This is a genomic window from Dactylosporangium sp. McL0621 (assembly GCF_049995355.1).
In the GTDB taxonomy this organism is placed as follows: Bacteria; Actinomycetota; Actinomycetes; order Mycobacteriales; family Micromonosporaceae; genus Dactylosporangium.
The window spans coordinates 10,642,190-10,668,571 of record NZ_CP188259.1 but is presented as its reverse complement, the minus strand read 5'-3'; the positions used below and the strand labels follow the sequence as shown (position 1 = coordinate 10,668,571).

Genomic DNA, 26,382 nt, shown 5'->3' with positions numbered 1-26,382 from the left:
CCCAATTCAGCCACCGATCTGGCTAGCGTTGTAGTAGCCGCCGTCGATCAGGACGCGGCGATGGTTCGACTTGTCGACGCTGACGGGCTGCAGCAGGAAGGTCGGGATCACCTTCACGCCGTTGTTGTACTGACTGGTGTCGTTGATCTCCGGGCTGCCGCCGGTGAGCACGGCGTTCGTCATCTGCACGGCGACCTTGGCCAGTTCTCGGGTGTCCTTGTAGACGGTCTGGCTCTGTTGCCCCGCCACGATCAGCTTCACCGACTCCAGCTCCGCGTCCTGGCCCGTGACGACCGGCAGCCGGGCCGCATAGCCGGCCGCCTTGAGCGCGTCGATGATGCCGCGGCTGATGCCGTCGTACGGCGAGAGCACGGCGTCGAGGCGCACCCGCGCGAGCGGCCCCGCCAGCAGCCGCTGCATGCGCTGCTTGGCGGTGTCGCCGTCCCACCGCTGCGTGGTCACCTGCGTGAATGCGGTCTCGCCGCTGCGCACCACGAGCGCGCCGGAGGCCAGGTACGGCTTGAGCACGCTCATCGCGCCGTTGAAGAAGAAGGTCGCGTTGTTGTCGTCGGCGGAGCCCGCGAAGAGCTCGATGCTGAACGGCCCGCGCGCGCCCCGGGCCAGCCCGAGCGCCTCGGCGATGTATTCGGCCTGCTGTACGCCGACCTTGAAGTTGTCGAACGTGGCGTAGTACGCGATGTCGGGGCTGTCGCGGATGAGCCGGTCGTAGGCGAACACCGGGATGCGCGCCGCGGCGGCCTTGGCGAGCACGTCCTTGAGCGCGGACCCGTCGATGGCGGCGATGATCAGCGCCTTGTCGCCGTGCTTGATCATGGCGTCGATCTGCGCCACCTGTGCCGCGACGTCGTTGTCGGCGTAGGCGAGCTCCGGGCGGTACCCCCGCAGCTCGAACTGCTTGTGCATGTTCTCGCCGTCGGCGACCCAGCGCTCGGAGGTCTTGGTCGGCATCGCGAGGCCGACGGCGCCGCGGTCGGGCGGCCCGGCGACGAGCGCCTCCTGGGCGTCCGCGCCGCAGGCCGCCCCGCCCAGGAGCACGACCGCGAGAAGCGCCAAATCCCGGGCATCGTGCGGCTCCGGGGTCTCTTGCCTGCCATCTCGCTTACCTCCTCCGGCGCCCGATAAACGGAGATTACCGACATTTGCCCCGGAAGGTGATTGATTCATGATCACTGATCGCGAGACTCCGGTCCGCGATCGTGCGCATCGATCCGTGCCTGGGGGTGCGGGACGCGCGCCCCCGCTCGGATGGATGTCCCACGGGGTCGCACGGCCGAGCATGTGGCGGGCCATGGTGAACCCGACGTTCACCGAGGACCTTGGCGTCCGCGCGAACGCCAAGGTCCTCGGTGAAGCGGCCGTGCGTCGTTCGGCCGCTGGCACGCGCCTCAGGCCGGCCGGAGCAGGCGCGGCTCAGAACGGTCGGCGGCTCAGCTGCGGAGGCTCCATTTCTGGTTGGCGCCGTTGAGGCACTGCCAGAGCTGGATCTTGGTGCCGTTGGCGGTGCCGAGGCCGCTGGCGTCCAGGCACAGGCCGGACTGCACGCCGGTGACGGTGCCGTCGGCGTTGACGTTCCACTGCTGGTTGGCCTGGCCGTTGCAGTCCCAGATGACCGCGGCGGTGCCGTTGCTCCGGCCCTGTCCGGAGGCGTCGAGACACTTGTTGCCGTAGACCGTCAGCTGCTTGCTCGACGTGTACGTCCAGCGCTGGTTGGTGCCGCCGTTGCAGTCCCACAGCTGCGCCTGGGTACCGTTGGCCGTGGTGGAACCGCTGATGTCCATGCACCGGCCCGACTGACCGCCCACGACCATGACGCCCTGCGACCCGCTCGACGGTGTCGTGCTCGGCGACGGTGTCGGCCCGCCGGGCTGGAACTGCGTGAAGAAGTTCCAGACCACTGGCCTCGTCCAGGATTTCTCGCCGGGGGCGTAGGGGTCGGCCGTCCCGTCCACGGCATTGGGGGCGTGGCCACCGTCGAACGCCGCCCACACCACGGGATACCCCGACCGGCAGCCGGAGTAGTAGGTGACGATGTGCGTCAGGCTGCCTTGCGTCGGCTCGGGCGGGTTCTGCGGGGTGCAGCCGTTGTTCCGCACGAACGTGTCACGCAGTCCCCGTCCGAGCGAGATGGGGAGCACGTTGTCCCTGATGCCGTGGATCCCGATGTAGGCGATGGGCTGTGTGCCGCCGCTGCAGCCGCTGAGCTGTCCCCCGGAGTAGACGGCGACGGCGCGGAACACCGTCGAGCGGGCGCACGCCAGTGCGTAGCTCATGCCGCCGCCGTAGCTGAAACCGGCGGAGAACAGCTGCGTGGTGTCGACGCACAGGCCGCCCTCGATCTGGCGGATCATGTCGTCGACGAAGGTCAGGTCCTCGCCGCCGGAGTTGGCCCAGCCGTTGTTGAGGCCCTGGGGTGCCACGAAGATCGAGGTGTTGTTCGACAGTGCCCGCAGCCCGTAGTACGACCACGGGTATCCGCTCGTCCCACCGGAGTCGACGTCGTTGGCGGTGCCGCCGTTCCAGTGGAACCCGAAGACCAGACGGTACGGGGTGTTGCTGTCGTAGTTGTCCGGGACCCTCAGGATGAAGGTGCGGGTCTTGCCGCCGCTCTGGATCGAGTGCGTGCCGCTGGCGAGCGTCGGCGCCCGGCCGCACCCGGCGGTTGTCGCGGCGTAGGCGGTGGCGGCGTTGCCGCCGAGGCCGCCGCTGATGGCGATGCCGGCCGCGGCCACGGCGAGACCGGCCGCGGCCACGACCGCCCCGAACAAGGACCTGTGTCTCAACATGCGCATTCCTCGATGAGTGCATAGACGTATGGATGCGCTGGCGGCGTCGCGCACGGCATGTCGGTGCCCTGGCGGGGGACCTGTGCCGGGAAGGCGGCCATCGCGATGAGTCGTCGGTTCGGCGTCGGCCAAAGGCGGGGCGGACGCGTCACCGGTGGCGGTTCGCTCGGGATAGCGGTCCCGAACCGGGTGCAAGGTCGAGGGTGGTGAGGGTCGGGTGGTGGTGAGGGTCGGGTGGCGCAGGCGGGGCGCGGCGGCGGGCCATGGGGAGCCCCTCTGGGAGCACGATCGGTTCATTCATAAGACGTCATACGATAGGAGCAGACAATGGTGAGCGTCAACGTCTGACGCCACGACCGCGAACCGGTTCGTGGGCCACGGCAGCTCGGGGAAGCCGTCCGGCGGCCGTCTTGTTGACAGGCCACACCGACTGGCTTACCGTGCACACGAATCGATTCGACCGCTGTGCCGCCAGGGAACACCCCAGTCACCTGGCCGCCCGATCGTGCATGTTGGACAGTCCGCCAGCCGTCCGACGACGCCACCTCTTTCTCCGTCGCCGGCTCGTCTCGCGATCGGTGTGGGTTGTCCGTCACCCCCTCCCCGCCGACTGACCGAGGAGATGCAGTGCAACTTCCACGAATGCGCCGATGGCGCACCCGCGGTGCCCTCGCCGGGTCACTTGCCTTCGCCGCCGCACTAGCCCTGGTGGGCGCACGGCCGGCGCTGGCCGCCGACGAGTCCATCACCGTCAACTTCTCCGTGACGAACGGGACGCCGACGTACCGCGCGTCCGGCTGGATCTACGGGATGACCGAGGACGGCAAGAACCCGCCGGACAACTACTACCGCGACGTCAAGTTCCAGGCGATGCGCGCCGGCGGCGCCCAGCTGCCGGGCGGCGGCTGGGTCGGCGGCGGCTACGACCGCCGGTGGAACGCCACGCGGCTGCAGGCGCAGCGCACCGCCGCGCTCGGTGGCAAGTTCGTCCTGCTCAACCACGACCTGTGGGGAGCCGACGGCGCCGGGATCAGCCGGTTCCCGGGCGACAACGGCAACTGGACCGACTACGACAACTACCTCAACCGGCTGTTCGGCGACGTGCAGGCGGCCGGGATCACCGTCGAGTGGGACATCTGGAACGAGCCGAACATCAGCATCTTCTGGAACCGGCCGCAGTCGCAGTACTTCGAGCTGTGGAAGCACACGTACCAGCGCATCCGGGCCACGTTCCCCAACATGCTCATCGTCGGGCCGAGCTGCGCCTGCGTGCCGTCGACCGGCGGATGGTGGACGCAGTACCTCGACTACGTCAAGGCCAACAACGTCGTGCCCGACATCGTCAGCTGGCATTCGCTGCCCGGCGACCCGGTGGCCAACGTCGCCACGGCCAACCAGACCCTGGACTCGCGGGGCATCGCGCACCCGCGCCCGTACCAGATCAACGAGTACGGGGCGTCCAACGAGCAGAACCCCGGTGACGGATCCTGGTACATCGCCCGCCTGGAGCGGGCCGGCGCCGACGGCCTGCGGGCCAACTGGGCCGGCGGGCAGAACCTGCACAACGACCTGGCCAGCCTGCTCACCCGCAACTCCGCCGGCCAGTACCAGACCAAGGGCGAGTGGTGGGTGTACAACTTCTACGCCTCGCAGGCGGGGCAGATCGCCTCGGTCACGCCGAGCGGGTCCTACGACGCATTCGCCACGAAGACCGCCGGCTCCGCGAAGATCCTCGTCGGCGGCGGCAGCACGACCGGCAACGTCGCGGTGAACCTGCAGCGCCTGGACACCACGAGCGGCATCGTGCAGAACAACCAGGTCCGCGTGGTGGTGCAGAACATCCCGTACAACAACGGCGGCGCGGTGACGGGCCCGGTCACGGTCCAGGACAGCGTGGTGACGCTCTCCGGCAACGCCGCGACCGTGAACGTCTCGCACACCGCCATCAACGACACGTCCACGATCACGCTGCTGCCGCCGTCGGGCACGGTCCCGCAGGGCCAGCTCATCGTGGGCAGCCAGTCGGGACGGTGCGTTGACGTGCCGGGCGCGACGACCACCAACGGCACGCAGGTGCAGCTGTGGGACTGCCACGGCGGCACCAACCAGCGCTTCACGTATACCGCGGGCAAGCAGCTGCAGGTGTACGGCAACAAGTGCCTGGACGCCAACGGCCAAGGCAGCAGCAACGGTACCGCCGTGATCATCTGGGACTGCAACGGCCAGGCCAACCAGCAGTGGAACGTCAACGCCGACGGCACCGTCACCGGCGTGCAGTCCGGCCTGTGCCTGGACGCCAGCGCCCTCGGCACCGCCAACGGCACCAAGATCCAGCTCTGGCAGTGCCTCAACGGCGCCAACCAGAAATGGAGCCTGCGCAACTGACGCGAGCGGCGGAAGGGCGGCGGGCCGACCGGTCCGTCGCCCGGCCCCGCGGCGGTGATCTCGCCGAGGATCCCGCGAATCGATTCGGCGCGGTCGGCGCCGGTGACCGGGCGCCGGTCTGAAAGTTTCAGCCGCGCCCGACCTCTCCGGCCAGGCGCCTCTGTGCGTCATCCCGGCCGGCGCGGCAACGCGATCGGATCGGCCGCCAAACGTTGTCGCCGGTCTCTTGAGCGGCCGGGCGGAATGTGGCAGCGTCGCCATAGATGATACGTAATACGTAAGCTGTTTCCGCCGACCGCCGATCACCCCGCAGCAGCCGCGACTGTGAGCGCTCACACCCCTACATGATCGGCGCCGGGCCGCCACCGGCACATCCCGGTCCGCGGAAACCGATCAGCAAGGCCAAACCCGCGACGCCGGGCCTTCTGGAGGACTCCGGCGTGTCATGCCTGGAGGCTCGATGTACCGCAGATCCATTCGTACGCTGGCAGCGCTCGCCGTGCTGGCCGGCGTCACCGCGATGAGCCCGCACGCCGCGTCGGCGGCCACGGTGACCATCACCCCCGGGACCGCGTGGACCGATACGGCCGGCAACCGGCTGCAGGCCCACGGCGCCGGCATCTTCACCGTCGGATCCACCTACTACATGGTGGGCGAGGACAAGACCGCCGGGTCCACGTTCACCGCCGTCGCCTGCTACTCCTCGACCGATCTGGCGCACTGGACCCGGCAGACCGATGCACTGTCCCGCCAGGCGAGCGGCGACCTGTCCGCCGGCCGGATCGTGGAGCGGCCGAAGGTGCTCTACAACAGCACCACCGGCAAGTACGTGATGTGGATGCACATCGACAACACCTCGTACAACGACCAGCGGGCCGGCGTCGCGGTCAGCGACACACCGTGCGGGCCGTACACCTATCTCGGGGCAACCCGACCGCTCGGCCATCCGAGCCGGGACCTCGGACTGTTCAAGGACGACGACGGCACGGCGTACATGATCCATGAGGATCCGGCCGCCGGGATGCGGATCGAGCGCCTTTCCGCTGACTACACCAGCGCGCAGAGCACCGTCGCCACGTTCCCATCGCTGGAGTCGCCGGCGATGGCAAAGGTCGGCGGTCGCTACTTCCTGCTCACCTCGCATCTCACCGGGTGGTCCACCAACGACAACGTCTACGCAACCGCCACCTCCCTCGCGGGTCCGTGGAGCGGGTTCAGCAACTTCGCGCCGGCGGGCACCCGCACCTACGACTCGCAGACCTCGTTCCTGCTGCCGGTGACCGGCAGCGCCGGCACCAGCTACGTGTACGTCGGCGACCGGTGGAACGCCTCGAACCTGAACGCGTCGCTGCCGGTATGGCTGCCGATCACCCTCACCAGCTCGGGCACGGCCACGCTGAACTGGTACGACTCCTGGGGCATCGACACGAGCACCGGCACCGTGACGCTTCCCACCACGACCTCGAGCCGGCTCGTCGGCAGCCAGTCCGGCCGATGCCTCGACATCACCGGCGCCTCCCAGGCCAACGGCACCGCCGCCGAGCTGTGGGACTGCAACGGCGGCGCGAACCAGAGCTTCACCGCGACCGCCGCCGGTGAGCTGCGGGTGTACGGCAACAAGTGCCTCGAGGCCCGCGGCGCGGGCACCAGCGCGGGCACCGCGGTGGACATCTCGGACTGCACCGGCGGCAACCACCAGAAGTGGACACTCGCCAACGACGGCACCGTGGTGGGTGTCCAGTCGCGGTTGTGCCTCGACGCGAACGGCGGCGGCACCGCCAACGGCACGAAGATCATCATTTGGACCTGCAACGGCGGCGCCAACCAGAAGTGGGCCCGCTCGTAGCACCACCTTGGCGCGACCCGCACCCAACCCCACGTTAGGAGATCCAGTGTTCGCGTCCTCGTCCTCCGCCGCGCGGAGGCTCGTGGCGGCCGGAGCGGCCGCGGCGGCAGTGTCCGCCGCGGCCGTGGTGGCCGTAGCGCCGGCCGCCTTCGCGGCGACCACGACCGTGTATGTCTCCCCATCCGGCACCGGCACGAGCTGTACCTCCGCCGAGCCGTGCTCGCTCTCGGCCGCGCAGGTCGCGGTGCGCTCGATGGTCGCCGGCATGTCGGGCGACATCGTTGTGCAGCTGGCCGACGGCACCTATCGGCTCTCGTCGCCGTTGCGGCTGACCGCCGCCGACTCCGGCACCAACGGTCACACCGTGATCTGGCAGGCCGCTGCGTCCGCGCATCCGACGATCACCGGCGCGCGCCAGGTCACGGGCTGGTCGCTCGCCGACTCCGGCAAGAACATCTGGCGGGCCGGCGTCGGCACCGGCATCGACGCCCGGCAGCTCTACGTCAACGGGGTGGCCGCCCCTCGGGCCCGCACCCAGGTGAACCGGTCGGACTTCACCGCCAACGGCACCGGGCTGCAGTTCTCCAACAGCGCATTGGGCTACCTGAACAACGTGGCCAACCAGAACCGGGTGGAGTTCGAGGCGATCAACTCGTTCACCGACCGGTACTCGCCCGTGCAGAGCATCAGCGGGAACTTCGTCACGATGCAGCAGCCGGCGTGGAGCAACAACAACTTCGGGTACGACACCTTCAGCAGCCCGTTCCGGGCGGGGCCGATGTACGTCGAGAACGCCTACGAGTTCCTCGACTCGGCCGGCGAGTGGTATCTCAACACCGGCACCGGCACCCTCTACTACATCCCGCTGTCGGGCCAGAGCATGAGCAGCGCCGACGTGGAGCTCCCGGCGCTGCAGTCCCTGGTCGACATCGGCGGCACCTATGACGCGCCGGCGCACAACATCTCGTTCACCGGAGTCACGTTCACCGGCACGAGCTGGCTCGGGCCCAGCAGCAACCAGGGCTTCGTGGACCAGCAGACCGGTGCGTACATCGCCGGGAACTGGTCGTTGCCGTCGTTCGGATCGTGCAGCTCGGGCTGCACGCAGTTCGAGGCGACCCGGCCGGGCTGGTCACAGATGCCCGCGGCGGTGCAGGTGTCGGCGGCGAACAACGTCACGTTCGACGGCGTCCAGTTCGTCAACCTGGGCCAGACGGCGCTCGGCATCGGCAACGACGCCAACGCGCACGCCTCCGGCGTCGGGCTGGGCGCCAGTTCCATCACGGTGACCCGCTCGACGTTCGCCCGGGGCTCGGCCGGCGCGGTCGTGGCCGGTGGCGTACGTGCCGACGCGCACCACCCGAGCGACTCCCGGATGGTCAACCGGGACATCACGTTCAGCAACAACGTCGTGCACGACATGGGCCTGGACTACCGCGGCATCTCCTCGTTCCTGCCCACGTACGTCACCAACGCCACCATCTCGCACAACGAGATCTACAACATGCCGTACTCGGGCCTGACCGTCGGCTACGGCTGGGGCGCCAACGACGCGGGCGGCAGCAACGACTACGCCAACCGCGGCCTGTACAACTACCAGCCGCGCTACAGCACCGCGACCACCGCCACCAACAACCGGATCACCGGCAACTACATCCACGACATCATGCAGTCGATGAACGACGGCGGCTGCATCTACACCCTGTCGGCCAACCCCAACGCCACCATCGACAGCAACTACTGCCTGCGGACCAACAACTTCTTCGGCCTGTACTTCGACGAAGGCTCCCGCTACTTCACCGCCACCAGCAACGTGTTCTCCGCCGTGGGTACCTGGTCCACGGCCAACTCCAACGCCAACAACAACACCGGCAACCTGACCCTGACCGGGAACTGGACCACCAACGGCACCACGTGGGTCGGCAACGGTTCCCGGGGCAACAACGTCAGCAACAACACCACGGTCACCAACGGCAACTGGCCGGCGGGCGCCCAGGCGGTGATGGCCTCGGCCGGCGTTCAATCCACGGGCAGCACCCAGGGCCAGCAGATCGTGGGTGGCCAGTCGGGCCGGTGCGTCGACGTGCCCAACTCCACCACGACCAACGGCACCCAGGTGCAGCTGTGGGACTGCAGCGGCCAGACGAACCAGCGGTGGACGTACACGTCGAGCAAGCAGCTGCAGGTGTACGGCAACAAGTGCCTGGACGCCAACGGTCACGGCACGACGAACGGCACCCTGGTGATCATCTGGGACTGCAACGGCCAGACGAACCAGCAGTGGAACGTCAACGCGAACGGCACCATCACGGGCGTGCAGTCCGGGCTGTGCCTGGACGCCAACGGCGCCGCAACCGCAAACGGCACGAAGCTCATCCTCTGGTCCTGCAACGGCGGCACCAACCAGCAATGGAGCCTGCGGTAACGGCTCCCTGACAGCGCGAAGAGGCGGGTGCCGGTGTGCCGGCACCCGCCGGTTCCTCCGTGGCAGGCGAGTTCAGCGGACGTTGAGGTAGTCGACGTTCGGCCCGCCGTTGGCGGTCGTGGCGGTGGCGCGGACGGTGTTGGTGCCGGCGGTCACCGGTACCGTCACGGTCACGTCCTGCCAGGTGTTCCAGTTGACGGTGGGGTTGAACGCGACGCCGGCGGCCACGACGGTGCCGTTGACGGCGATGTCCATCGGCCGGTTGGTGGTCGTGCCGTTGGAGACGCGGAACGTGAGCGTCGCGGTGCCTGCTGCGGGTGCGGTCACCGACCACTGGACGTAGCTGCCGGCGATGTTGGTGTAGTCGACGAAGCCGGTGCCCGAGTAGCCGGTGTGGTTGGTCGCGACCATGCCCTGCGAGATCGTGGCGTTCTCCGCCTCATATCGCACGCCCCCGGCCGGTACCGTCTGGGTCGCAACGTTCCAGCCCGACACCCGCACCGACGGGGCCGCGCCGGCCAGGTCGCTCGTGCGGTACTTCGCGGTCAGCGTCTTCGACTCGCCCGGCCACAGGCTGATCTCGTTGTCGTTCCACTGGATCGGCAGCACCGGCTTGCCGGCCGCGCCGACCACGTGCGCGTCGACGTAGAACGCCGGCGTCTTGCCGGTCGAGGTGTTGCGCAGCGTGACGGTGGTCGTCGTGGTACCGCCCGCCTCGCTCGACGACGCCGTCGCCGACACGGGCGCCTGCGCCATGCCCGACAGGCCCTTGAGGTTGGCGTAGCTGGTCGTCGGCGCGTAGTACCAGTCGTTGTTCGCCCAGTCGACCGTGTCCGGCGCGGTCGACAGCCAGTAGACGTTGCGGCTGACCTCGGCGCCCGACGAGTCGAGCAGCACCAGCTTGGCGAGGTAGGTGCTGGCGATGCCGCTGATCGACGACGGCACGGTCAGCGCGGTGGCCCGCCCGCCGTCGCCTGGCACCGTCAGGGTCGCCGACTGGGCGAACACCTCCGTGCCGTCGGGGTTGTACAGGTTCACCTTGGCGGTCAGGCCGCTCGCCGAGCCGTGCCGCTGGTTGACCACGACGACCGAGCGGTTGTCGTAGGACCACTGCACGTGCAGTGGCTCGTTGGCCTTCTTGGCGCCGTAGTACGCGCCGTTCTGGTCCAGGTAGTAGTCGAACAGCTGCCAGTGCAGCGAGGTCCAGCCGCTGTTGAGCATCCAGTAGATGACGCCGTCGGCCGGATTCGACGAGTCGGTGAAGTTGCGCCGGTAGGACTCGAACTGGGCCCGGACGTTCTCGTACTGCGCCAGCTGCGCCTTGCGCACGTAGTCGTCCAGGCTGGCCGGCGTCCCGTAGCGGCCGGTGATGGCGTTGTCGAAGATCTTCAGCGTATTGAAGGTGCTCGACGGCGAGCGGTGGTACTGCGTCGCCGTCGGGCTCTGCCACAGCGTGCTCAGCTCGCTCGTGGACATCATCCGCTTGAGCGTGTCCATGGTCGGCACGTCCGGCCCTGCGCTGGTCTCGGAGTTGAAGCCCCAGGCGCCGCCGCTGTCCGAGTGCGCCTTGTCGTACCAGTAGTTCGGCGGGATCCAGTCGTACGGCCCGGTCATCTTCATCCCCGACGAGCCGGTCAGCGGGGCCGAGTTGTCCGACGCCGCGGCGATGACCGGGGTCGACCAGTCGGCCGCGGTCAGCGCGTCCATGTAGTTCTTCTCGATGGTCGCGTCGGGCGCGAAGTCGCTGCCGATGAGGAACGAGATGACGCTCGGGTGGTCGCGCAGCCGGGCGGCCTCGGCGGCCATCGACGCCTTCGCGATCGGGTAGTCGGCCGCCGTCCAGGTGTTGCCCGGCTCGCTGCCGTTGACCTGGCCCTCCCATTTGTCGCAGCACTCCCAGCCGGGCAGCGTGAGGATGCCGTACTGGTCGGTGAGGTCGAAGAACTCATTCGCCTCGATGTGTCCCTCCAGGCGGATCGTGTTGAGCCCGAGGTCGAGCGCGTAGCGCAGTTTGTCCTCGACGTAACCGGGATTCCATCGCAGGAACAGGTCGGGCGACCAGCCGCCGCCCCGGATCTGCAGCGGGCGTCCGTTGATGGTGTACCGCCGGTGCCCGCTGGCGTCCAGCGGTGCCTTCACGTCACGCACGCCGAACCGCTCGTGTGCGGCGTCGCCGGCCGTGCCGCCGACCGACACGGCCAGGTTCAGGTCGTACAGCGGCTGTCCACCCATGCCGGCCGGCCACCAGACCTGCGGATCGGCCAGCGTGACCGGGCCGAAGGTGACCGTCTTGGTTTCGTGCGCGGCCAGGCTCACCGACTGCGACAGGGCGGTGCCGGCGACGGTGCCGGAGACCGTCGCGGTGACCGCGGCGGCGGAGTCGTTGCGCACGTCGGCCTTCGCGGTCAGCGTCGCGCTGTCCAGCGCCGGCGTGCTGAGCTTCGTCACCACGTGGGCGTTGCGCAGCGCGACCGCGCCGGACCGGCGTAGCGTCACGTCGCGGACGATGCCCATGTTCTTGTCCGGCGGTGTCTGCACCCAGTCGATCCAGCCCATCGTGAGGTCCCGGTCGGGGTCGTTCGGGTACACCTTGATGGCGACGCTGTTGACTCCGCTGTGGACGACCGAAGTCAGGTCCAGTTCGTGGTCGGTGTAGGCGCCGGCGATCGTGGCGCTCGTGGCGACCTGGGTGCCGTTGACCCAGACGTCGGCCTTGGACAGCACACCGGTCACGTCGACGAACGTGTGCAGCCCGGCCTCGGAGCCGAGCGTGAAGTCCGCGCGGTACCACCACGGTACGGTGAAGTCCCCGGCGGGGATCGACTTCATGTTGGTGGAGTAGAACGGGTCGGGGTACACGTTGTTCTGCAGCAGGCCGGCGAGCACGGTCGAGCGGGCCGACACCGGATACCAGCCCGAGGCCGCGTACCCGGGCTGGGAGATGGTGCCGCCGGTGTCGCTGGTCCTGCCGGACGACTGGATGGCGAAGCCGGGGATGGCGGTCGACTCGCCGGGCGTGGCGGAGACCTGGACGGCGGCCCTCTGTGCGGCCGCCGCCGGGCGGGCCGCGGCCGGTGCCGCGCCGTTGCCGGCCAGCGCGGCCGCCGTGGCCGCCACGACGAGCAGGCGCAACGAGGGACGGGTTCGGATGTTGAGCAGCATGACGCCTCCCGGGTGATGGGCGGTCTGCATACACGGGTGTTCGACGGCCTGGCGAGCGGCGGCCGGGCCGGGGCCACGAACTGTTAAAGAGTCTTACTATTTTATGGCTCTCGATGTTAGGCGCGTGGCTCGGGTGTGGTCAAGACGCCGCAGCGTTGAAGGCTGTGGGTCGCCTGACGTTGGACCTCAGGCCGGGAGAGCGCCTCATGACCGCGGCCGCGGCCGCGATCCCGTCGGGGTGCGCGCGGGCCGTGGAAAGAATCTTCGCAACCTAGACTCCGGCCGCCACGTGTAGGAGATGCCGTCACACGGGCGGCACTACACGGGAGGAAGGACGCGTGACCGCAGTGACCACCCCAGTCGCGGCCGCGCATCGGGGCGGAGCCGAGGAATCGGCTCACGACTTCGACGCATTCTATGCCGCGAAGTTCGACGTCCTTCGTGGACAGATCTACGCCTATCTCGGTGATCGGGCCGAGGCGCAGGATCTGGTCCAGGAGGCGTTCTGCCGGGCGTACAGCAAATGGAAGAAGATCTGTCGCTATGACGACCCGTACGGCTTCGTGCGCCGGGTCGCCTGGAATCTGGCCACCAGTCGGCTGCGCCGGCAGCGCACGTCGATGAACTTCCTGCGACGGCAGCGCGAGGAGCACGCGGACGGGCCGTCGCCCGATCGGGTGGCGCTCGTCGCCGCGCTCGCGAAGATTCCCGCGCAACTGCGTAAGGCCGTCGTTCTGCACTATCTCGGGCACATGTCGGTGGTCGAGATCGCCGCGCAGGAGGACGTCGCCGAAGGCACGGTCAAGAGCTGGCTCAGCCGTGGCCGCGCCGCCCTCGCCGGACACCTGCAGGACTGAATAAGGAGACTGTGATGACCGATCAGTTCGACCACCTGCTCCACGACGCCTTCGACGACTTCGCCGCCGCCGAGCGCACCACCGCCGCCCAGGCCCCGGGCACCGCCGCAGTGCGCCGCACGGTGGCCGTCCGGCGGCGGAATCGCTACGCCATGCTCAGCGTGCTGGGCGCGGTACTCGTCGCCATCCCGGTGGCCGCCTATGCCGCCAACCCACGAGGGAACAACTCCCCGCCGCTGCCGGGCGCCTCGGTGACGGTCTCGAGCTCGCCGCCAGCGACCGCGACCGCGTCCCCCGCCGCCAGCGAGGGCGCGAACCCGGGCACCGACGGGAGCACGAGCCAGAGCACGACCGGTACCCCGGCCGACCCGGTGCCCGGCATGTACCTCTTCCGCGTGGACAAGCACGACGGCACGATCACCAACGACGTCCTGCACCGCGCGCCCGGCGGCGAGTGGCAGAAGGTCGCGAGCGTCAAGAGCCCGACCGTCGCGCTGCCGGCCGGGCCGCCGCTCATGACCATGTCGCCCGACCGCAAGCACGTCGCCTGGTTCCTCGACGGCAAGCTTCAGGTCAGCGCCCTTGACGGCAGTCAGGTCAAGACCCTGGCGACCGTCGGCGACCCGGTCGTCTGCGTGGCCGCCACGTGGGCCGCCGACTCCCGTCATCTGCTGTTCCAGGCGAAGAGCGCCGACGGTACGACCACCACGACGGAGAGCATCGGCGTCGACGGCGCCGGGCGGAAGACGCTCGGCCCCGGCGGCGACGCCGTCCAGTGCGGTCCCGCCTCCGTCGACGGCTCGACCGCGTACGTGATCTCGAACGCGGCCGGCCCGCGGCACCTGATGGCGGTCAGCGGCGGCACCTCGCGCACCATCGCCGTGAGCTGGCCCGGCGGCCGGCAGCCGGTCGACGTCGTCGCGGCCGACAAGGGCTCGACGCGCCTGCTGGTGGCCACCGTGTCCGACCCCGGCTGCGGCTGCGCGCCGCCGAAGCAGTACGTCATCGTGGACACCGCGAACGGCAAGGTGACCAGGCTCGACAATGCACAGGACAAGGCGGGCAGCTCGCCGGCCTCCGGCGCCTTCACCGCCGACGGCAAGGTCGTGCTCATCGCCGACCGCAACCGCGGCAACGGCAGCGGGGTCGACCTGTTCCTGACCGTGTTCGGCGCTGACGGCGCCATCCTGGGCAGCGCGCCGCTGCCGGACATGGAGGTGGGCTACCTCGTCGGCTTCGGCGCGTAGCGGACACGCGCAGGAGAACGCGGAGACGAACGGAAGGCAGCGGACCTGGCGGGAGTACCCCCAGGTCCGCTGCTTTGGTTTCAACCGCTACGGCACGACACCTCTGCCCAGTTAGCGCCCACGTCGGTTGGCGCCCGTAGAACCCACCATCGGTGATCAGTAGCCGGGTGGCTTCGCCACCCCTCGTGGTGCCGGCCGGTTGTGCCGCCCCTGAACTCCTCGCCGTCATGCTCGACCAGGCCGAGGTAGTCGCGATCGGCCAGAATCAGCCGTTGACGGCGAGCCGCGCCCCGCCGCCGGAGCGCAAAACTCTCAGAAGTATCCGGCTATCTCTTCAATTCGATCCGCGCAAGCGCGAAACCCACACCAAGACCCCCCGGGGGTGCTGCCGTCCTATTGAGATTCATCTACCAAGAAGAAAAGCGAATCCGGCTCGGCTTAGAGGCTGGCCAGCGCAAAGCGGCGACGGTTGCGAGCCTTGAATAATTGATCATCCCTGTGTTTTGTCGCAATCTGGTCCCCCCACTTCCCAATCCGGGCGGCTGCCCGTATCCATGAGCCATGGTTCGGGTCTGGGAAACGTAGTACCACCCGGGAAGGGATCTTCGTGACCTCGACGAGAACGGACAGGCTTCGAGGCGTTTTCTTTGCGTTCCTCCTATTGGCTACAACGGCCATCGGGGTCGCAGCCGGCGCTCGTCCGGCACTGGCCGCCACCGGCAATATGTTCCCACCATTCGACCTCGGAACGACGTGGAACATCTGTCAGGGGTACAACGGTCCGGCAACCCACACCGGCGCCTACCTCTACGCGTTGGATCTGACCGGTTCGGGATGCGACAACTCGGCCGCCGGTAGGCATGTCAACGCCCCGATCAGCGGTACCCTGGCCTACTCCTACGCCTCCGACGCCTCCCATGGCAACCTATGCGTCAACATCGCTGGGAATCGCAGCTACACCCTTACCCACGTCGAGTTGGCGAATGGCTTCAGTGGCAACTCCGGCAGCACGGTGACGGCGGGCCAGTGGATTGGTACCGTTGCCGCAGCAGGCAACCGTGGAAACAACAACCTAGCCCACCTGCACTTCCAGATTTGGAATGCGCCAGGCTGCTACAACAGCTCAGTCGTACCCTTCGACGCCGCTCATGGTGCTCGCATCTGTGGCGCGCCAGATCTGACGGCGACTGGCCCGAATGGCGGCAACGGAATCTGGAGCGGTACGTCGTTCACGGCACAAGCGTGCGGAACTCCGCTACCGGCGCCGTCCGGCCGTCGCAGCGACTTCAACGGCGACGGCCGGGACGATATTGCATGGCACCAGGGCACATCAACCCTGTTCATGCTCAGCTCCAACGGCACCGGTTTCGACCTTGCCGGCCGCAACGCTGACGACGCGCCCATCGGTGTACCCGACTGGGCTGCGGCCGGGAACATCGACGGTGTCGGCGCGGCCGAGATCTACTGGTACCACGCGGCCGCCCGTACGATCTACGTGCTGCGGTGGACCGGTACCACCTGGATCGGCGTCTCGGCCTCGTACGGCTATGACACGCCGGATCATGCGGTGGTCGGTGACTTCAACGGCGACGGTCGGGACGACATCGCATGGCACCAGAACACAACCTTGTTCTTGTTGACGTCAAACGGAACTGACTTTGACCTCGCCGGCCGGAATCCGACCGATGCGCCCATCGGCACTCCCGACTGGGCCGGTGCGGGCAACGTCGACGGGGCTGGCCCCGACGAGGTGTACTGGCACGACGTCAGCAGCAACATCTACACCTTCCGCTGGAACGGTTCCACCTGGGTCCCAGTCACAGTCAGCGGCGGTTTCGGCACCCCTAACCTGGCCATCGTCGGTGACTACAACGGCGACGGCAGGGACGACATCGCCTGGCATCAGGGCCCATCCACCCTGTTCATGCTGGACTCAACGGGTGGAGGCTTCGGTGTTGCGGGCCGCAACGATTCCATCGGCATCGCTGACCGGGCCGGTGGTGGAAATATCGACGGCGTCGGTGCCGACGAGGTCTACTGGTACCACTCCGGGCCACGGAATATCTACGTGCTCCGCTGGAGCGGGTCGACCTGGTATGGCGTTTCAGCCACGAATGGCTACGACCTGTCGGACCACATGGTGAGCGCCTCATAGCCGCACTTGGGTGTCCATGGCGAGAGAGTCTCTGGCCGCCGCGCCGGGGGCTCTCTCCGACCACCTGCCTCCATCCTTCACAGCGCAGGATCACAGGTGATAGATGGCCGGGGCGTCGTGCCCGCTAGTCGCTCGGACGGCACCGATCGGGGTGGCGCGGGATCGACGCGTTTGGCGGTTCGCGCTTCAATGGGTCAAACGGCCTATGCGGCGAGGTGACCGCCTTGCACGAAACCCTGCAACAGCTTCCAGCACTGCTCGGCGTTGTGATCGGCGTGGTGACGACCTTCGCCCTGACCAGTATCGGGGAGCGCGCACGCTGGCGGCGGAGTCAGGATGTGCGGTGGGATGCGGCGCGGCTCGAGGCCTATGTCAGCTACGGCAACGCCGTGAAGCGCGTCGTTCACGTCGCCACCTGCCTGGCGGCTGCGCGCGGGCTGCCGCACTCGTCGGAGCCGGTGCCACTGGAGCAGGGGCAACTCGAACTCGCGGCGGCGACCGCCGAGCGGACGGCGCGGTGGGAGTCGGTTCTGCTGCTCGGCCATCCTGACACCATCGCGGCCGGGCGGGCGTGGCATCAGGCGGTGTGGCGGTTGGAGTTCTACGCGCGGGGGCTGCTGCGGGACCGGGACGGATGGGCCGACGCGCTCGATGACTTTGAGCGGATGCGCGAAGGGTTCCACCGGGCCGCGAGGAATGATCTCGGTGTGGGTGGCGAGGTGCTGACCACCTCGTGGCCGCCTCCGTGGTACGAGCGCCTCAGTGACGAGGAGCGGGCGGCTGTCGCCGCTGCCACTGATCCACGCCCCTGACGGACGTGTCGGCATCCCGACTGGAACCGTCATCCGGATGGCTCAGAGTGAGCGGATGGAACCGGATCACTGGGCGCCCAACAGCCAGAGCAAGGCCGGCCCCGCCGTCGTCACGCTCGCGGTGCTTACGGCGGTCGCCTGGCTGGCGCTCGGCCTCGACGGGCTGGTCTATCGCGACTCGCTCGACGAACCCGAGGGGATGGCCACCGGCGCGGCGGCCTTCATGGGGCTGCTCGGATCCGTGGTGACCCTGGTGCTGACCGTTGTCACCGCTCTCGTGGCCGCGTACCACCGGGCCGTCAGTGAACAGCGCTGGGCGCTCGTCGTGGCGGTGAGCTCGGCGGTTCTGGCCGTCGGGCTGTGCGGCTGGTGGACGGTCGTCGCGATTCGTCAGTGACGGGCGTTCCAGACGGTTCCCTCGCGCGAGCGGTGCGTGAGGGTGGACAACCGGATGGGTGATTGCTGTCGTCGATCTCCCGGGTTGCGGCTAGCGTCGGCGTCGATACCTACAACGGGAGGAAGCGATGGCCTGGAGAGCCGCAAACTCGTTGCTGGTCCTCCACCAACAATTGCAAGCGGGCGCGCCGCGCGCCAAGCCGCCCGGGACCGGGGCCGATGAGTGGGGTCTGATCGGGGACGCGGCGCATGATCCGACGTCCGATCACACGCCGCACGACTTTCCCGGGTGGGGGAGTCAGATCGTCACCGCGGCGGACTTTCCCAACCGGCCCGACCTGGGGCTCGACGCTCATCAGGTGCTCGACGACATCCGGCGGTCGCGTGACGCGCGGGTCAAGTACGGCATCTCGAACGGGCAGATGTTCTCCAGCTACGCCGTCAGCGGGTACGGGGCCTGGACGTGGCGGCCGTACAACCCCAAGAACGGCGATCGGCACTTCACGCACGGCCACCTGTCCGTCGTCGGTGACGCGCGGGCGGACGGTACCCAACCCTGGCAGACGATCGGCGCGAATCTCGCCGAGGAGGATGACGACGACATGGGCGCTTCGTTCGGACCGATCAACATCGAGCGTGAGGGCGTTACCTCGCTGACCATCCCGCCGGTGCAGGGCGGCATCGCCGACCCGCGGCCGGCCTGGCTGAACTTCTGCAACGACACGGGCCAGGACTACGGGCTGCGCGTGTGGTGCACCCCGGGCAACGAGGATTACGCGCCGTTCCCGGGCACCAAGAACGGGCAGCTGCTGCTGCGCTCGGGGCAGCGCTGGGGCGTGGAGATCCCCGCGGGGACCTCCGGCCTGTCGATCCTGCGCCAGGCGATCGACGCCGACGGCAACGTGGTCGCGCCGACCGCCGAGTTCCGGGCGTACGGGGGCCACCTGACGTGCGCCATCGAGCGGGGCGCGGTCAAGCGCTGAAATCCAGAGCTCGGGCGGCGCGGGCGGGACCCGCGCCGGGCGCTGAATCCAGAGCTCGGGCGGACCCGCGCCGGGCGGGACCCGCGCCGGGCGCGGTCGAGCGCTGAAATCCGGGGATCGGGCGGCGCGGGCGGGGACCCGCGCCGCCGCGGGGGCGGTTGGACCATGATGGGAACGTGAACTTCCGCTCGCTCTACGCCCACGGCTTCGCCCGGGTGGCCGCCTGTACGGGGCGGACCGCCATCGCCGACCCGCCCGCCAACGCCGACGCCATCCTGCGGCAGGCGAGCGAGTGCTCCGACGACGGTGTCGTCCTCGCGGTCTTCCCGGAGCTGGGGCTCAGCGGGTACAGCATCGAAGATCTTCTCTTGCAGGACGCCGTGCTGGACGGGGTCGAGGGCGCGCTCGACGAGGTCCGGAAAGGGTCCGCCGAGCTGCTGCCGGTGCTCGTCGTCGGGGCGCCGCTGCGCCACCGCGGGCGCGTCTACAACTGCGCGGTCGTCGTGCACCGCGGCCGCATCCTCGGCGTGGCGCCCAAGTCGTACCTGCCGAACTACCGCGAGTTCTACGAGGCCCGCCAGCTCACCCCGGGCGACGCCGAGCGCGGCTCGACGATCCGGATCGGCGGCGCCGACGTGCCGTTCGGGCCCGACCTGCTCTTCGCCGCCGACGACGTGCCCGGCTTCGTGCTGCACGTCGAGGTCTGCGAGGACATGTGGGTGCCGGTGCCGCCCAGCGCCGAGGCCGCGCTGGCCGGGGCGACGGTGCTCGCGAACCTGTCCGGCAGCCCGATCACCGTCGGCCGGGCCGAGGACCGCCGCCTGTTGTGCCGCTCGGCGTCGTCGCGCTGCCTGGCCGCGTACGTGTACGCCGCCGCCGGCCTCGGCGAGTCCTCGACCGACCTGTCGTGGGACGGCCAGACGATGATCTACGAGAACGGGGCGCTGCTGGCCGAGACCGAGCGCTTCCCCGACGGCGAGCGGCGCTCGGTCGCCGACGTCGACCTCGACCTGCTGCGCCAGGAGCGGCAGCGGATGGGCACGTTCGACGACAACCGGCGTACCCACGACGCCCGGACGAGCGCGTTCCGGCGCATCGCGTTCACGATGGACCCCCCGGCCACCGACCTCGGGCTGCGGCGTGTGATCGAGCGCTTCCCGTTCGTGCCCGCCGACGTCGAGCGGCTGGCGCTGGACTGCTACGAGGCGTACAACATCCAGGTCGCGGGCCTGCGCCAGCGCCTTGCCGCGATCGGCGAGCCGAAGATCGTCATCGGCGTGTCGGGCGGGCTGGACTCGACCCACGCGCTCATCGTGGCCGCCCGTGCGATGGACCGCGCCGGGCGCCCGCGCACGGACATCCTCGCGTACACCATGCCGGGCTTCGCCACTTCCGGCGGTACCAAGGACAATGCCTTTGCCTTGATGCGCGCCCTCGGCGTGAGCGTCCACGAGCTCGACATCACCCCGACCGCGCGGCTGATGCTGCAGGAGCTCGGCCACCCCTTCGCGGCGGGCGAACCGGTCTACGACGTGACGTTCGAGAACGTGCAGGCCGGGCTGCGGTACGACTACCTGTTCCGCATCGCCAACCACCGTGGCGGCATCGTGCTGGGCACCGGGGACCTCTCGGAGCTGGCGCTGGGCTGGTCGACGTACGGCGTCGGCGACCACATGAGCCACTACAACGTCAACGGCGGCGTGCCCAAGACCCTCATCCAGCACCTCATCCGCTGGGTGAGCAACAGCGGCCAGTTCGACGCCGAGGTCGGCAAGATCCTGGACGTGATCGTCGAGCAGGAGATCAGCCCGGAGCTGGTGCCGGGGGAGGAGCTGCAGTCCTCGGAGTCGAAGGTCGGCCCGTACGCGCTGCAGGACTTCACGCTGTTCCACGTGCTGCGGTACGGCATGCGGCCCTCCAAGATCGCCTTCCTGGCCTGGCACGCGTGGCGCGACGCCGACGCCGGCGCGTGGCCGGCGCACTTCCCGGACCACCGCCGCGTCGCCTACGACCTGCCGGCGATCCGCCACTGGCTGGACGTGTTCTGCAAGCGGTTCTTCGGCTTCGCCCAGTTCAAGCGCTCGGCGCTGCCGAACGGCCCGAAGGTCTCGGCCGGCGGCTCCCTGTCCCCGCGCGGCGACTGGCGGGCCCCTTCCGACGGCAACGCCAACGCGTGGCTGCGCGAGCTCGAGCGGTGGGACTTCGATTGAGTTGCTTCAGTTGTACCCAGAACGCCCGCTCCGATCTTCCGTTGCGCGAGCGGATCGGCGACGATGAGCACTGGCGGGTCGCGCACGCCTTCGACACCGGCCTCGAGGGCTGGCTGGTCCTCGTCCCGCGCCGGCACGTGCTCACGATCGCCGAGCTGACCGACGCCGAGGCCGCCGGTCTCGGCGCCTGGCAGGTGCGGCTGTCGCGGGCGCTGCACGCGGTGACGGGCTGCACGAAGACGTACGTGGCCCAGTTCGCGGAGGCGCCGGGCTTCGGGCACGTGCATTTCCATGTCGTACCGCGGGCGGCCGATCTCCCGCCCGATGTCCGCGGTCCCGGCGTGTTCGCGCGCCTGAACCCGGCGCCGGAGCTGAGGATCGCCCAGGAGCGCATCGACGAGGTGTCGGCGGCCCTGGCGGCGCGGCTGGGTTAGGCCGCGGCCGGGGCTTTTCGCGGGCGGCGCGGCTGGGTTGGACCGCGGCCGGGGCTTTTCGCGGGCGGCGCGGCTGGGTTGGACCGCGGCCGGGGCTTTTCGCGCGCCGCGCGGCTGGGCTAGACCGCGGCCGCGGCCAGGGCTTCGTGCAGCGAGTCGAAGCGGTGCGCGAGGGTCACCCGCCCGTCGCGTACCCGGAACAATGTCGCGACCCGCGCGGGCGCGCCGCCGTCCCAGGTCGCCTCCTGCTCGACCACCAGGCCGTCCGGCCCGGCCGGGTGCCACGACACCGGCCGCAGCGCGATGCCCGACCGGGTGATCCACGCCGCGAAGTCGCCCGCCGCGATCGGCCCCGACCCGCGCGGCCCGGACACGTCGACGGGGTCGGTGACCGCGGCCCGGGCCGCGTCTTGGTCGCGCCGGTTGACGGCGTCGTGCCAGGCGTTTATCGCATCCTCTACCATGAGGCCTACCGTATGCGTTTTGCATGCGGAACGACAAGGGGGTGGGGTCCGTGGAGCCGGGCGGCGGGCGGGTGTTGTTCGCGTTCGTGCGGTTCTGGTCGCGCCGCTGGACCGGTGCCGACCCCGACCGCGGCCGGGACGTCATGGTGCTCGAGGCGGTCACCGCGCTGACCGGGCGCGGTGGCGGCCCGCCCTCGGTCAACGACGTGGCCCGCGAGCTCGGCCTCGACCAGTCCGGGGCGAGCCGGCTCGTCACCCGGGCCGAGCGGCTGGGCCTGCTGCGCCGCCGGGCCCCGCGCGAGGTCGGCGCCGCGACCGCCGTCACCGCCACCCCGGCCGGAGAGGACCTCCTCGCCGGCGCGCACGCCTGGCAGGACGGGGTGCTGCGCGAGCTGACCGCGGGCTGGCCCGACGAGGACGTGCGCACGCTGGTCACCCTCATGGGCCGGCTGGTCGACGCCCAGTCCCGGCCGGATCGGCCCTGACCACGGCGGCGGTGGCCGGCCGGTTGACGCGCGGTCGCGGCGGGGTCGGTTCTGGCTACGGCGGTGGCGGTGGCCGGCTGGTTGACGCGCGGTCGTGGCCGGATCGGGCCTGACCACCGCCGCCGCGGGCGCCCTACGATGAGCGCGTGGCGCGTTCGTCGGGCGCGACAGGGAGCGGGCACTGCTGGCCGGGCGGGTCCGCGACGCCCACGGCGGGGCCGGGCGCGGCGGGCTGTTCGTGCTCCTCGACGACGTGCAGTGGGCCGACCCGGGGACCCTGCGGCTGCTCGTCCACCTCGCCCGCAACGTTGCGCGGGAGCGGGTCGTGGTCGTCGCCACGTGCGACACCGAGCCCGTTCCCGCGCTGCGCGACGCGCTCGCCGCGCTCGCCCGCGAGGCCGTCGTCGACCGGATCGCGCTCGGCGGGCTCGCCGAGGACGAGGTCGCCGCACACCTCGCCGCCGTGGCCCGGTTCGCGGTGCCGGCGCCCGTCGCCGCCGCCGTGCACCGGCGCACGCGCGGCAACCCGTTCTTCGTCGGCGAGCTCGGCGCGCACCTGGCCCGGCGCGAGGTCACCGGCGGGGCCGCACTGCCGGCCGGAGTCACCGGCGGGGCCGCACTGCCGGCCGGAGTCACCGGCGAGGGCGCGCTGCCGGCCGGAGTCACCGGCGCGGCCGCGCTGCCCGCCGGGGTGCGCGACGCCGTCCGCGCGCGGCTCAACCGGCTCAGCCCCGCGACCCGGGCGGTCGTCACCGCCGCCGCCGTGCTCGGCACCACCGAGCCGGCGGTGCTCGGCACCACCGAGCCGGCGGTGCTCGGCGTCGGCGCGGCCGTCTTCGGCGCCACGGAGCCGGTGGTGCCTGGCATGGGCGCGCCCAGATCGGCCGCCACGGAGCCGGTGGTGCCTGGCATCGGCGCGCCTACACCGACCGCCACGGAGTCGGTGGTGCCTGGGATCGGCGCGCCTACACCGGCCGCCACGGAGTCGGTGGTGCCTGGGATCGGCGCGCCCAGATCGGGCGCGGCGGAGCCGGTGGTGCCTGGCATCGGCGCGCCTACACCGGGCGCCACCGAGCCGGCGATGCCGAGCATGGGCGCGGCCGCGGTGCTCGCCGCGCTGGACGAGGCCCGCGCGGCCGGGATCGCCGACGGGCAGGGCTTCACGCATGACCTGATCCGGGAGGCGGCGGTCGCGGAGGTACCGACGACGCAGCGCCTGACCATGCACGCCCCGCGCGGCCGAGGCGCTGCGCGACTCCGGCGACGTGCCGAGGGTCGCCCGCCACCTCGCCGAGTCGCTGCCCCTCGGCGACGCCCGCGCCGCCTCCGACTGGGCCCGCCGCGCCGGCGACCTCGCCGCCGGGCGGCTCGGGTGGGAGGAGGCGGCGGACTGGTACGGCCGCGCGCTGGACGCCGACCCCGGCGAGCGGCGCGCCGGCATCCTGCTCGCGCGGGCCCACGCCCAGGCCCGCGGGTACGACATCGAGGGCGCCCGCGCATCGCTGCTCGCCGCCGCCGACCTCGCCCGTGCGGCCGGGGACGCCGAGGCGCTGGCCCGCGCGGTGCTGGTCATGGAGGGCGTCTCCGATTTCCTGTGGGACCCGACCGGCCGCGCCCTCGCGCAGGAGGCGCTCGCCGCCCTGCCGACCGGCGACAGCGGGCTGCGGGCCCGGCTGCTGGCGGGCACGGTGGTGATGGACGCGTGGCGGCTGCGGGACGACGCCGGCGAGCGCAGCCGCGCCGCCCTCGCCATGGCCGAGCGCGTCGGCGACCGGGCCGCGATCGTCGAGGCGCTGCGCGCGCGGCAGTTCGCGTGCGGCGGGCCCGGCGGGGCCGAGGAGCGGTTCGCGCTCGGCTCCCGGCTGCTGGAGCTGCGCCGCGGCGACGACGACGCCGCGATGTGGGGGCGGCTGTGGCGCTTCGACGCGCAGGCCCAGCTCGGCGGCCTCGCCGCCGCCACCCGCGAGTCCGCGGCGCTGACCGCGATGGCCGAGCGGATGTGCAGCCCCCTCGCCCGGTGGCACGCCATCCGCACCCGGGCCGCCCTGGCCGCCGCCCGTGGCCGCTTCGCCGAGGCGATCGAGCTCGGCGAGGCCGGGGTCGCGCTGTCGCGCCGCTCCGGGCACGAGGGCTCGATGCTGCCGTCGGTCGGGTACCTCCTCGCCGTCCGGGCCACCATCGGCGACTTCCGCGACGGCCCCGACGAGATCGTGCTGCGGCACATCGACGCGTCGCCGACGACGGGCCTGCGACGCCGCCGACGCGTTCGCCGCCATGTGCGCGGCCGGGCGCCGGGCCGTCGCCGGCGGCGTCACCACCGTGCGCGACCTCGGCGACACCGGCTACCTCGCGCTCGGCGTGCGCGACGCGGCCCGCGCCGACCCGAGCCTGCCGCACGTCGTCGCGGCCGGGGTGCCGATCACCACCCCCGGCGGGCACTGCCACTTCCTCGGCGAGGGCGTGCGCGGCGAGGCCGGGCTGCGCCGCGCCGTCCGCGAGCGCCACGAGCGCGGCGCCGACGTCGTCAAGGTGATGGCCAGCGGGGGCAACCTGATGCCCGGGAGCCGGATCGAGCGGCCGCAGTACACCCGCGAGGAGCTGTGCGCCGTGGTCGACGAGGCGCACCGGCTGGGGCTGCCCGTCGCCGCGCACGCGCACGCCACCGCGGCCATCCTCGATGCCGCCGCGGCCGGCGTCGACAGTCTCGAGCACGCGTCGTTCATGACCGCCGACGACGTCGACGAGATCCCGGCGGGCCTGCTGGAGGAGATCGTGGCGCGGGACATCGTGCTCAGCCCGACCCTCGGCCTGCGCGCCGGGCCCGGCACCGCGATGCCGCCCGCGATGCTCACCCGGCTGCCCAAGCTCGTCGCCGCCGCCACCCGGATGGCCGCCGCCGGGGCCCGGATCGTCGTGGGCACCGACGCCGGCATCGCCCCGATCAAGCCCCACGACGTGCTGCGCGATGCTCCGGTACACCTGCAGCAGCTCGGGTTCGGCCCGGCCGACGCGCTGCACGCGATCACCGCCCGGGCCGCGGCCGCGATCGGGCTCGGCGACCGCAAGGGGCACCTGCGGCCCGGCTACGACGCCGACGTGCTCGCGGTGGACGGCGACCCGCTCACCGACCCGGCGGCCCTGCACCGCATCCGGGCCGTCTACGTCGGGGGCGTGCTCGTGGGGTCGTCGCGCAGCAGCGAGTACAGGTAAAGGCTTCGCCACCGGCCCTCGCGGAACTGCGCCGAGCGGATCTCGCCCTCGAGGGTGAACCCGGCCTTCGACAGCGCCCGCTGCTCGGCGACGTTCTCCACGTCCGTGTACGCCTCCACGCGTTCCTGCGGCGTCGTGGCGAACAGGTACGCCGCCAGCATCCGCTGCGCCACCGTGCCCGCGCCCCGGCCCCGGAACTCCGGCAGCAGCGAGATGCCGATCGTCCAGCAGCTCCAGATCGGCGTCCCGTAGGCGTGGCGCATCCACACGACGTTGCCCGCGACCGAGCCGTCGAGCTGGGCGATTAGGCTGCCGCCGTCGGGGCCGATGAGCCGGTTCTCCTCGAAGCGGCGCCGGGTGGCGACGATGTCGCGGTACCCCGACCAGTTGAACGCCCCGCCCGCCTCGGGGTCGTCGGCCTGCCGCTCCAGCAGCCACAGGTCGGCCGCCGTCACCGGCCGCAGCACCACGTCCGGCGTCTCCACGGCCAGCAGCGTACCGGTTGCA

At 70.6% G+C, this 26,382-nt stretch carries 20 protein-coding genes; 13 read left to right on the top strand and 7 right to left on the bottom strand.

Annotation, left to right across the window (positions count from 1 at the left end; all coding sequences use genetic code 11):
• Positions 1 to 6: 6 nt before the first annotated feature.
• Positions 7 to 1,074: a multiple monosaccharide ABC transporter substrate-binding protein gene (chvE, locus tag ACPPVO_RS50470; RefSeq protein WP_426506349.1), complete on the bottom strand. Its 1,068-nt coding sequence runs from the start codon at positions 1,072 to 1,074 to the stop codon at positions 7 to 9.
• Between the two features lie 374 nt (positions 1,075 to 1,448).
• On the bottom strand, positions 1,449 to 2,804 hold the full coding sequence (locus ACPPVO_RS50465) for a ricin-type beta-trefoil lectin domain protein (RefSeq protein WP_426506348.1): 1,356 nt from the start codon (positions 2,802 to 2,804) through the stop codon (positions 1,449 to 1,451).
• 642 nt (positions 2,805 to 3,446) lie between these two features.
• Here ACPPVO_RS50465 and ACPPVO_RS50460 point away from each other — a divergent pair.
• The 3 genes from ACPPVO_RS50460 (at position 3,447) to ACPPVO_RS50450 (ending at position 9,460) form a co-directional block, all read left to right on the top strand.
• Positions 3,447 to 5,189 (top strand): ricin-type beta-trefoil lectin domain protein, encoded by a 1,743-nt coding sequence (locus tag ACPPVO_RS50460; RefSeq protein WP_426514845.1) that lies wholly within the window; start codon positions 3,447 to 3,449, stop codon positions 5,187 to 5,189.
• A 460-nt stretch (positions 5,190 to 5,649) separates the two neighbouring features.
• Entirely contained in the window at positions 5,650 to 7,035 is a 1,386-nt protein-coding gene (locus tag ACPPVO_RS50455; RefSeq protein ID WP_426506347.1) for a ricin-type beta-trefoil lectin domain protein, read from the top strand.
• Positions 7,036 to 7,081: 46 nt separating this feature from the next.
• Positions 7,082 to 9,460: an RICIN domain-containing protein gene (locus tag ACPPVO_RS50450; RefSeq protein ID WP_426506345.1), complete on the top strand. Its 2,379-nt coding sequence runs from the start codon at positions 7,082 to 7,084 to the stop codon at positions 9,458 to 9,460.
• 72 nt (positions 9,461 to 9,532) lie between these two features.
• On the opposite strand, the gene ACPPVO_RS50445 is transcribed toward ACPPVO_RS50450, so the two are convergent.
• Positions 9,533 to 12,622, bottom strand: a complete 3,090-nt coding sequence (locus tag ACPPVO_RS50445) for a glycosyl hydrolase 2 galactose-binding domain-containing protein (protein ID WP_426506343.1) — start codon at positions 12,620 to 12,622, stop codon at positions 9,533 to 9,535.
• Positions 12,623 to 12,969: 347 nt separating this feature from the next.
• Here ACPPVO_RS50445 and ACPPVO_RS50440 point away from each other — a divergent pair, with 347 nt between their 5' ends.
• The 8 genes from ACPPVO_RS50440 (at position 12,970) to ACPPVO_RS50405 (ending at position 21,716) form a co-directional block, all read left to right on the top strand.
• A complete protein-coding gene (locus ACPPVO_RS50440; RefSeq protein WP_426514844.1) occupies positions 12,970 to 13,479 on the top strand; it encodes a SigE family RNA polymerase sigma factor in 510 nt (169 codons plus the stop codon).
• Positions 13,480 to 13,493: 14 nt separating this feature from the next.
• Positions 13,494 to 14,726 carry a hypothetical protein gene (locus ACPPVO_RS50435; RefSeq protein ID WP_426506341.1) on the top strand — a complete coding sequence of 411 codons (1,233 nt, stop codon included), beginning with the start codon at positions 13,494 to 13,496 and terminating at the stop codon, positions 14,724 to 14,726.
• A gap of 607 nt (positions 14,727 to 15,333) precedes the next feature.
• Positions 15,334 to 16,881, top strand: coding sequence for a peptidoglycan DD-metalloendopeptidase family protein (locus tag ACPPVO_RS50430; RefSeq protein ID WP_426506339.1), 1,548 nt, complete (start codon positions 15,334 to 15,336; stop codon positions 16,879 to 16,881).
• Between the two features lie 224 nt (positions 16,882 to 17,105).
• Entirely contained in the window at positions 17,106 to 17,693 is a 588-nt protein-coding gene (locus ACPPVO_RS50425) for a hypothetical protein (RefSeq protein WP_426506337.1), read from the top strand.
• A gap of 55 nt (positions 17,694 to 17,748) precedes the next feature.
• Positions 17,749 to 18,090, top strand: a complete 342-nt coding sequence (locus ACPPVO_RS50420; protein WP_426506335.1) for a hypothetical protein — start codon at positions 17,749 to 17,751, stop codon at positions 18,088 to 18,090.
• A 358-nt stretch (positions 18,091 to 18,448) separates the two neighbouring features.
• Complete coding sequence (locus tag ACPPVO_RS50415) at positions 18,449 to 19,072, top strand: hypothetical protein (protein ID WP_426506334.1); 624 nt, start codon at positions 18,449 to 18,451, stop codon at positions 19,070 to 19,072.
• A 176-nt stretch (positions 19,073 to 19,248) separates the two neighbouring features.
• Positions 19,249 to 21,282, top strand: coding sequence for an NAD(+) synthase (locus tag ACPPVO_RS50410; protein WP_426506332.1), 2,034 nt, complete (start codon positions 19,249 to 19,251; stop codon positions 21,280 to 21,282).
• 41 nt (positions 21,283 to 21,323) lie between these two features.
• The gene (locus tag ACPPVO_RS50405; protein WP_426506330.1) at positions 21,324 to 21,716 is read left to right on the top strand and encodes an HIT family protein; all 393 of its coding nucleotides are present in this window, start codon (positions 21,324 to 21,326) and stop codon (positions 21,714 to 21,716) included.
• Positions 21,717 to 21,835: 119 nt separating this feature from the next.
• Here ACPPVO_RS50405 and ACPPVO_RS50400 read toward each other — a convergent pair whose 3' ends face one another.
• Positions 21,836 to 22,180 carry a hypothetical protein gene (locus tag ACPPVO_RS50400; protein ID WP_426506328.1) on the bottom strand — a complete coding sequence of 115 codons (345 nt, stop codon included), beginning with the start codon at positions 22,178 to 22,180 and terminating at the stop codon, positions 21,836 to 21,838.
• Positions 22,181 to 22,203: 23 nt separating this feature from the next.
• Between ACPPVO_RS50400 and ACPPVO_RS50395 the strand changes: the two genes are divergently transcribed.
• A complete protein-coding gene (locus tag ACPPVO_RS50395) occupies positions 22,204 to 22,665 on the top strand; it encodes a MarR family transcriptional regulator (RefSeq protein WP_426506326.1) in 462 nt (153 codons plus the stop codon).
• Between the two features lie 133 nt (positions 22,666 to 22,798).
• Here the strand turns inward: ACPPVO_RS50395 and ACPPVO_RS50390 are convergent, their stop codons facing one another.
• The gene (locus ACPPVO_RS50390) at positions 22,799 to 23,221 is read right to left on the bottom strand and encodes a hypothetical protein (RefSeq protein ID WP_426506325.1); all 423 of its coding nucleotides are present in this window, start codon (positions 23,219 to 23,221) and stop codon (positions 22,799 to 22,801) included.
• Between the two features lie 604 nt (positions 23,222 to 23,825).
• Positions 23,826 to 24,941, bottom strand: coding sequence for a hypothetical protein (locus ACPPVO_RS50385; RefSeq protein ID WP_426506323.1), 1,116 nt, complete (start codon positions 24,939 to 24,941; stop codon positions 23,826 to 23,828).
• Between ACPPVO_RS50385 and ACPPVO_RS50380 the strand changes: the two genes are divergently transcribed.
• Positions 24,940 to 25,875 (top strand): amidohydrolase family protein, encoded by a 936-nt coding sequence (locus tag ACPPVO_RS50380; protein ID WP_426506322.1) that lies wholly within the window; start codon positions 24,940 to 24,942, stop codon positions 25,873 to 25,875. The two genes, ACPPVO_RS50385 and ACPPVO_RS50380, sit on opposite strands and share 2 nt — an antisense overlap.
• Here ACPPVO_RS50380 and ACPPVO_RS50375 read toward each other — a convergent pair.
• Positions 25,824 to 26,360, bottom strand: a complete 537-nt coding sequence (locus tag ACPPVO_RS50375; RefSeq protein WP_426506321.1) for a GNAT family N-acetyltransferase — start codon at positions 26,358 to 26,360, stop codon at positions 25,824 to 25,826. The two genes, ACPPVO_RS50380 and ACPPVO_RS50375, sit on opposite strands and share 52 nt — an antisense overlap.
• Between the last annotated feature and the right edge of the window lie 22 nt (positions 26,361 to 26,382).

Bases quoted from the DNA above. Each gene is read 5' to 3' on its own strand.
- ACPPVO_RS50465 (WP_426506348.1), bottom strand. From the start codon at position 2,804: ATGTTGAGACACAGGTCCTTGTTCGGGGCGGTCGTGGCCGCGGCCGGT.
- ACPPVO_RS50460 (WP_426514845.1), top strand. From the start codon at position 3,447: ATGCGCCGATGGCGCACCCGCGGTGCCCTCGCCGGGTCACTTGCCTTC.
- ACPPVO_RS50455 (WP_426506347.1), top strand. From the start codon at position 5,650: ATGTACCGCAGATCCATTCGTACGCTGGCAGCGCTCGCCGTGCTGGCC.
- ACPPVO_RS50445 (WP_426506343.1), bottom strand. From the start codon at position 12,622: ATGCTGCTCAACATCCGAACCCGTCCCTCGTTGCGCCTGCTCGTCGTG.
- ACPPVO_RS50435 (WP_426506341.1), top strand. From the start codon at position 13,494: ATGACCGATCAGTTCGACCACCTGCTCCACGACGCCTTCGACGACTTC.
- ACPPVO_RS50420 (WP_426506335.1), top strand. From the start codon at position 17,749: ATGGAACCGGATCACTGGGCGCCCAACAGCCAGAGCAAGGCCGGCCCC.
- ACPPVO_RS50400 (WP_426506328.1), bottom strand. From the start codon at position 22,180: ATGGTAGAGGATGCGATAAACGCCTGGCACGACGCCGTCAACCGGCGC.
- ACPPVO_RS50395 (WP_426506326.1), top strand. From the start codon at position 22,204: ATGCGGAACGACAAGGGGGTGGGGTCCGTGGAGCCGGGCGGCGGGCGG.
- ACPPVO_RS50380 (WP_426506322.1), top strand. From the start codon at position 24,940: ATGTGCGCGGCCGGGCGCCGGGCCGTCGCCGGCGGCGTCACCACCGTG.
- ACPPVO_RS50385 (WP_426506323.1), bottom strand. From the start codon at position 24,941: ATGGCGGCGAACGCGTCGGCGGCGTCGCAGGCCCGTCGTCGGCGACGC.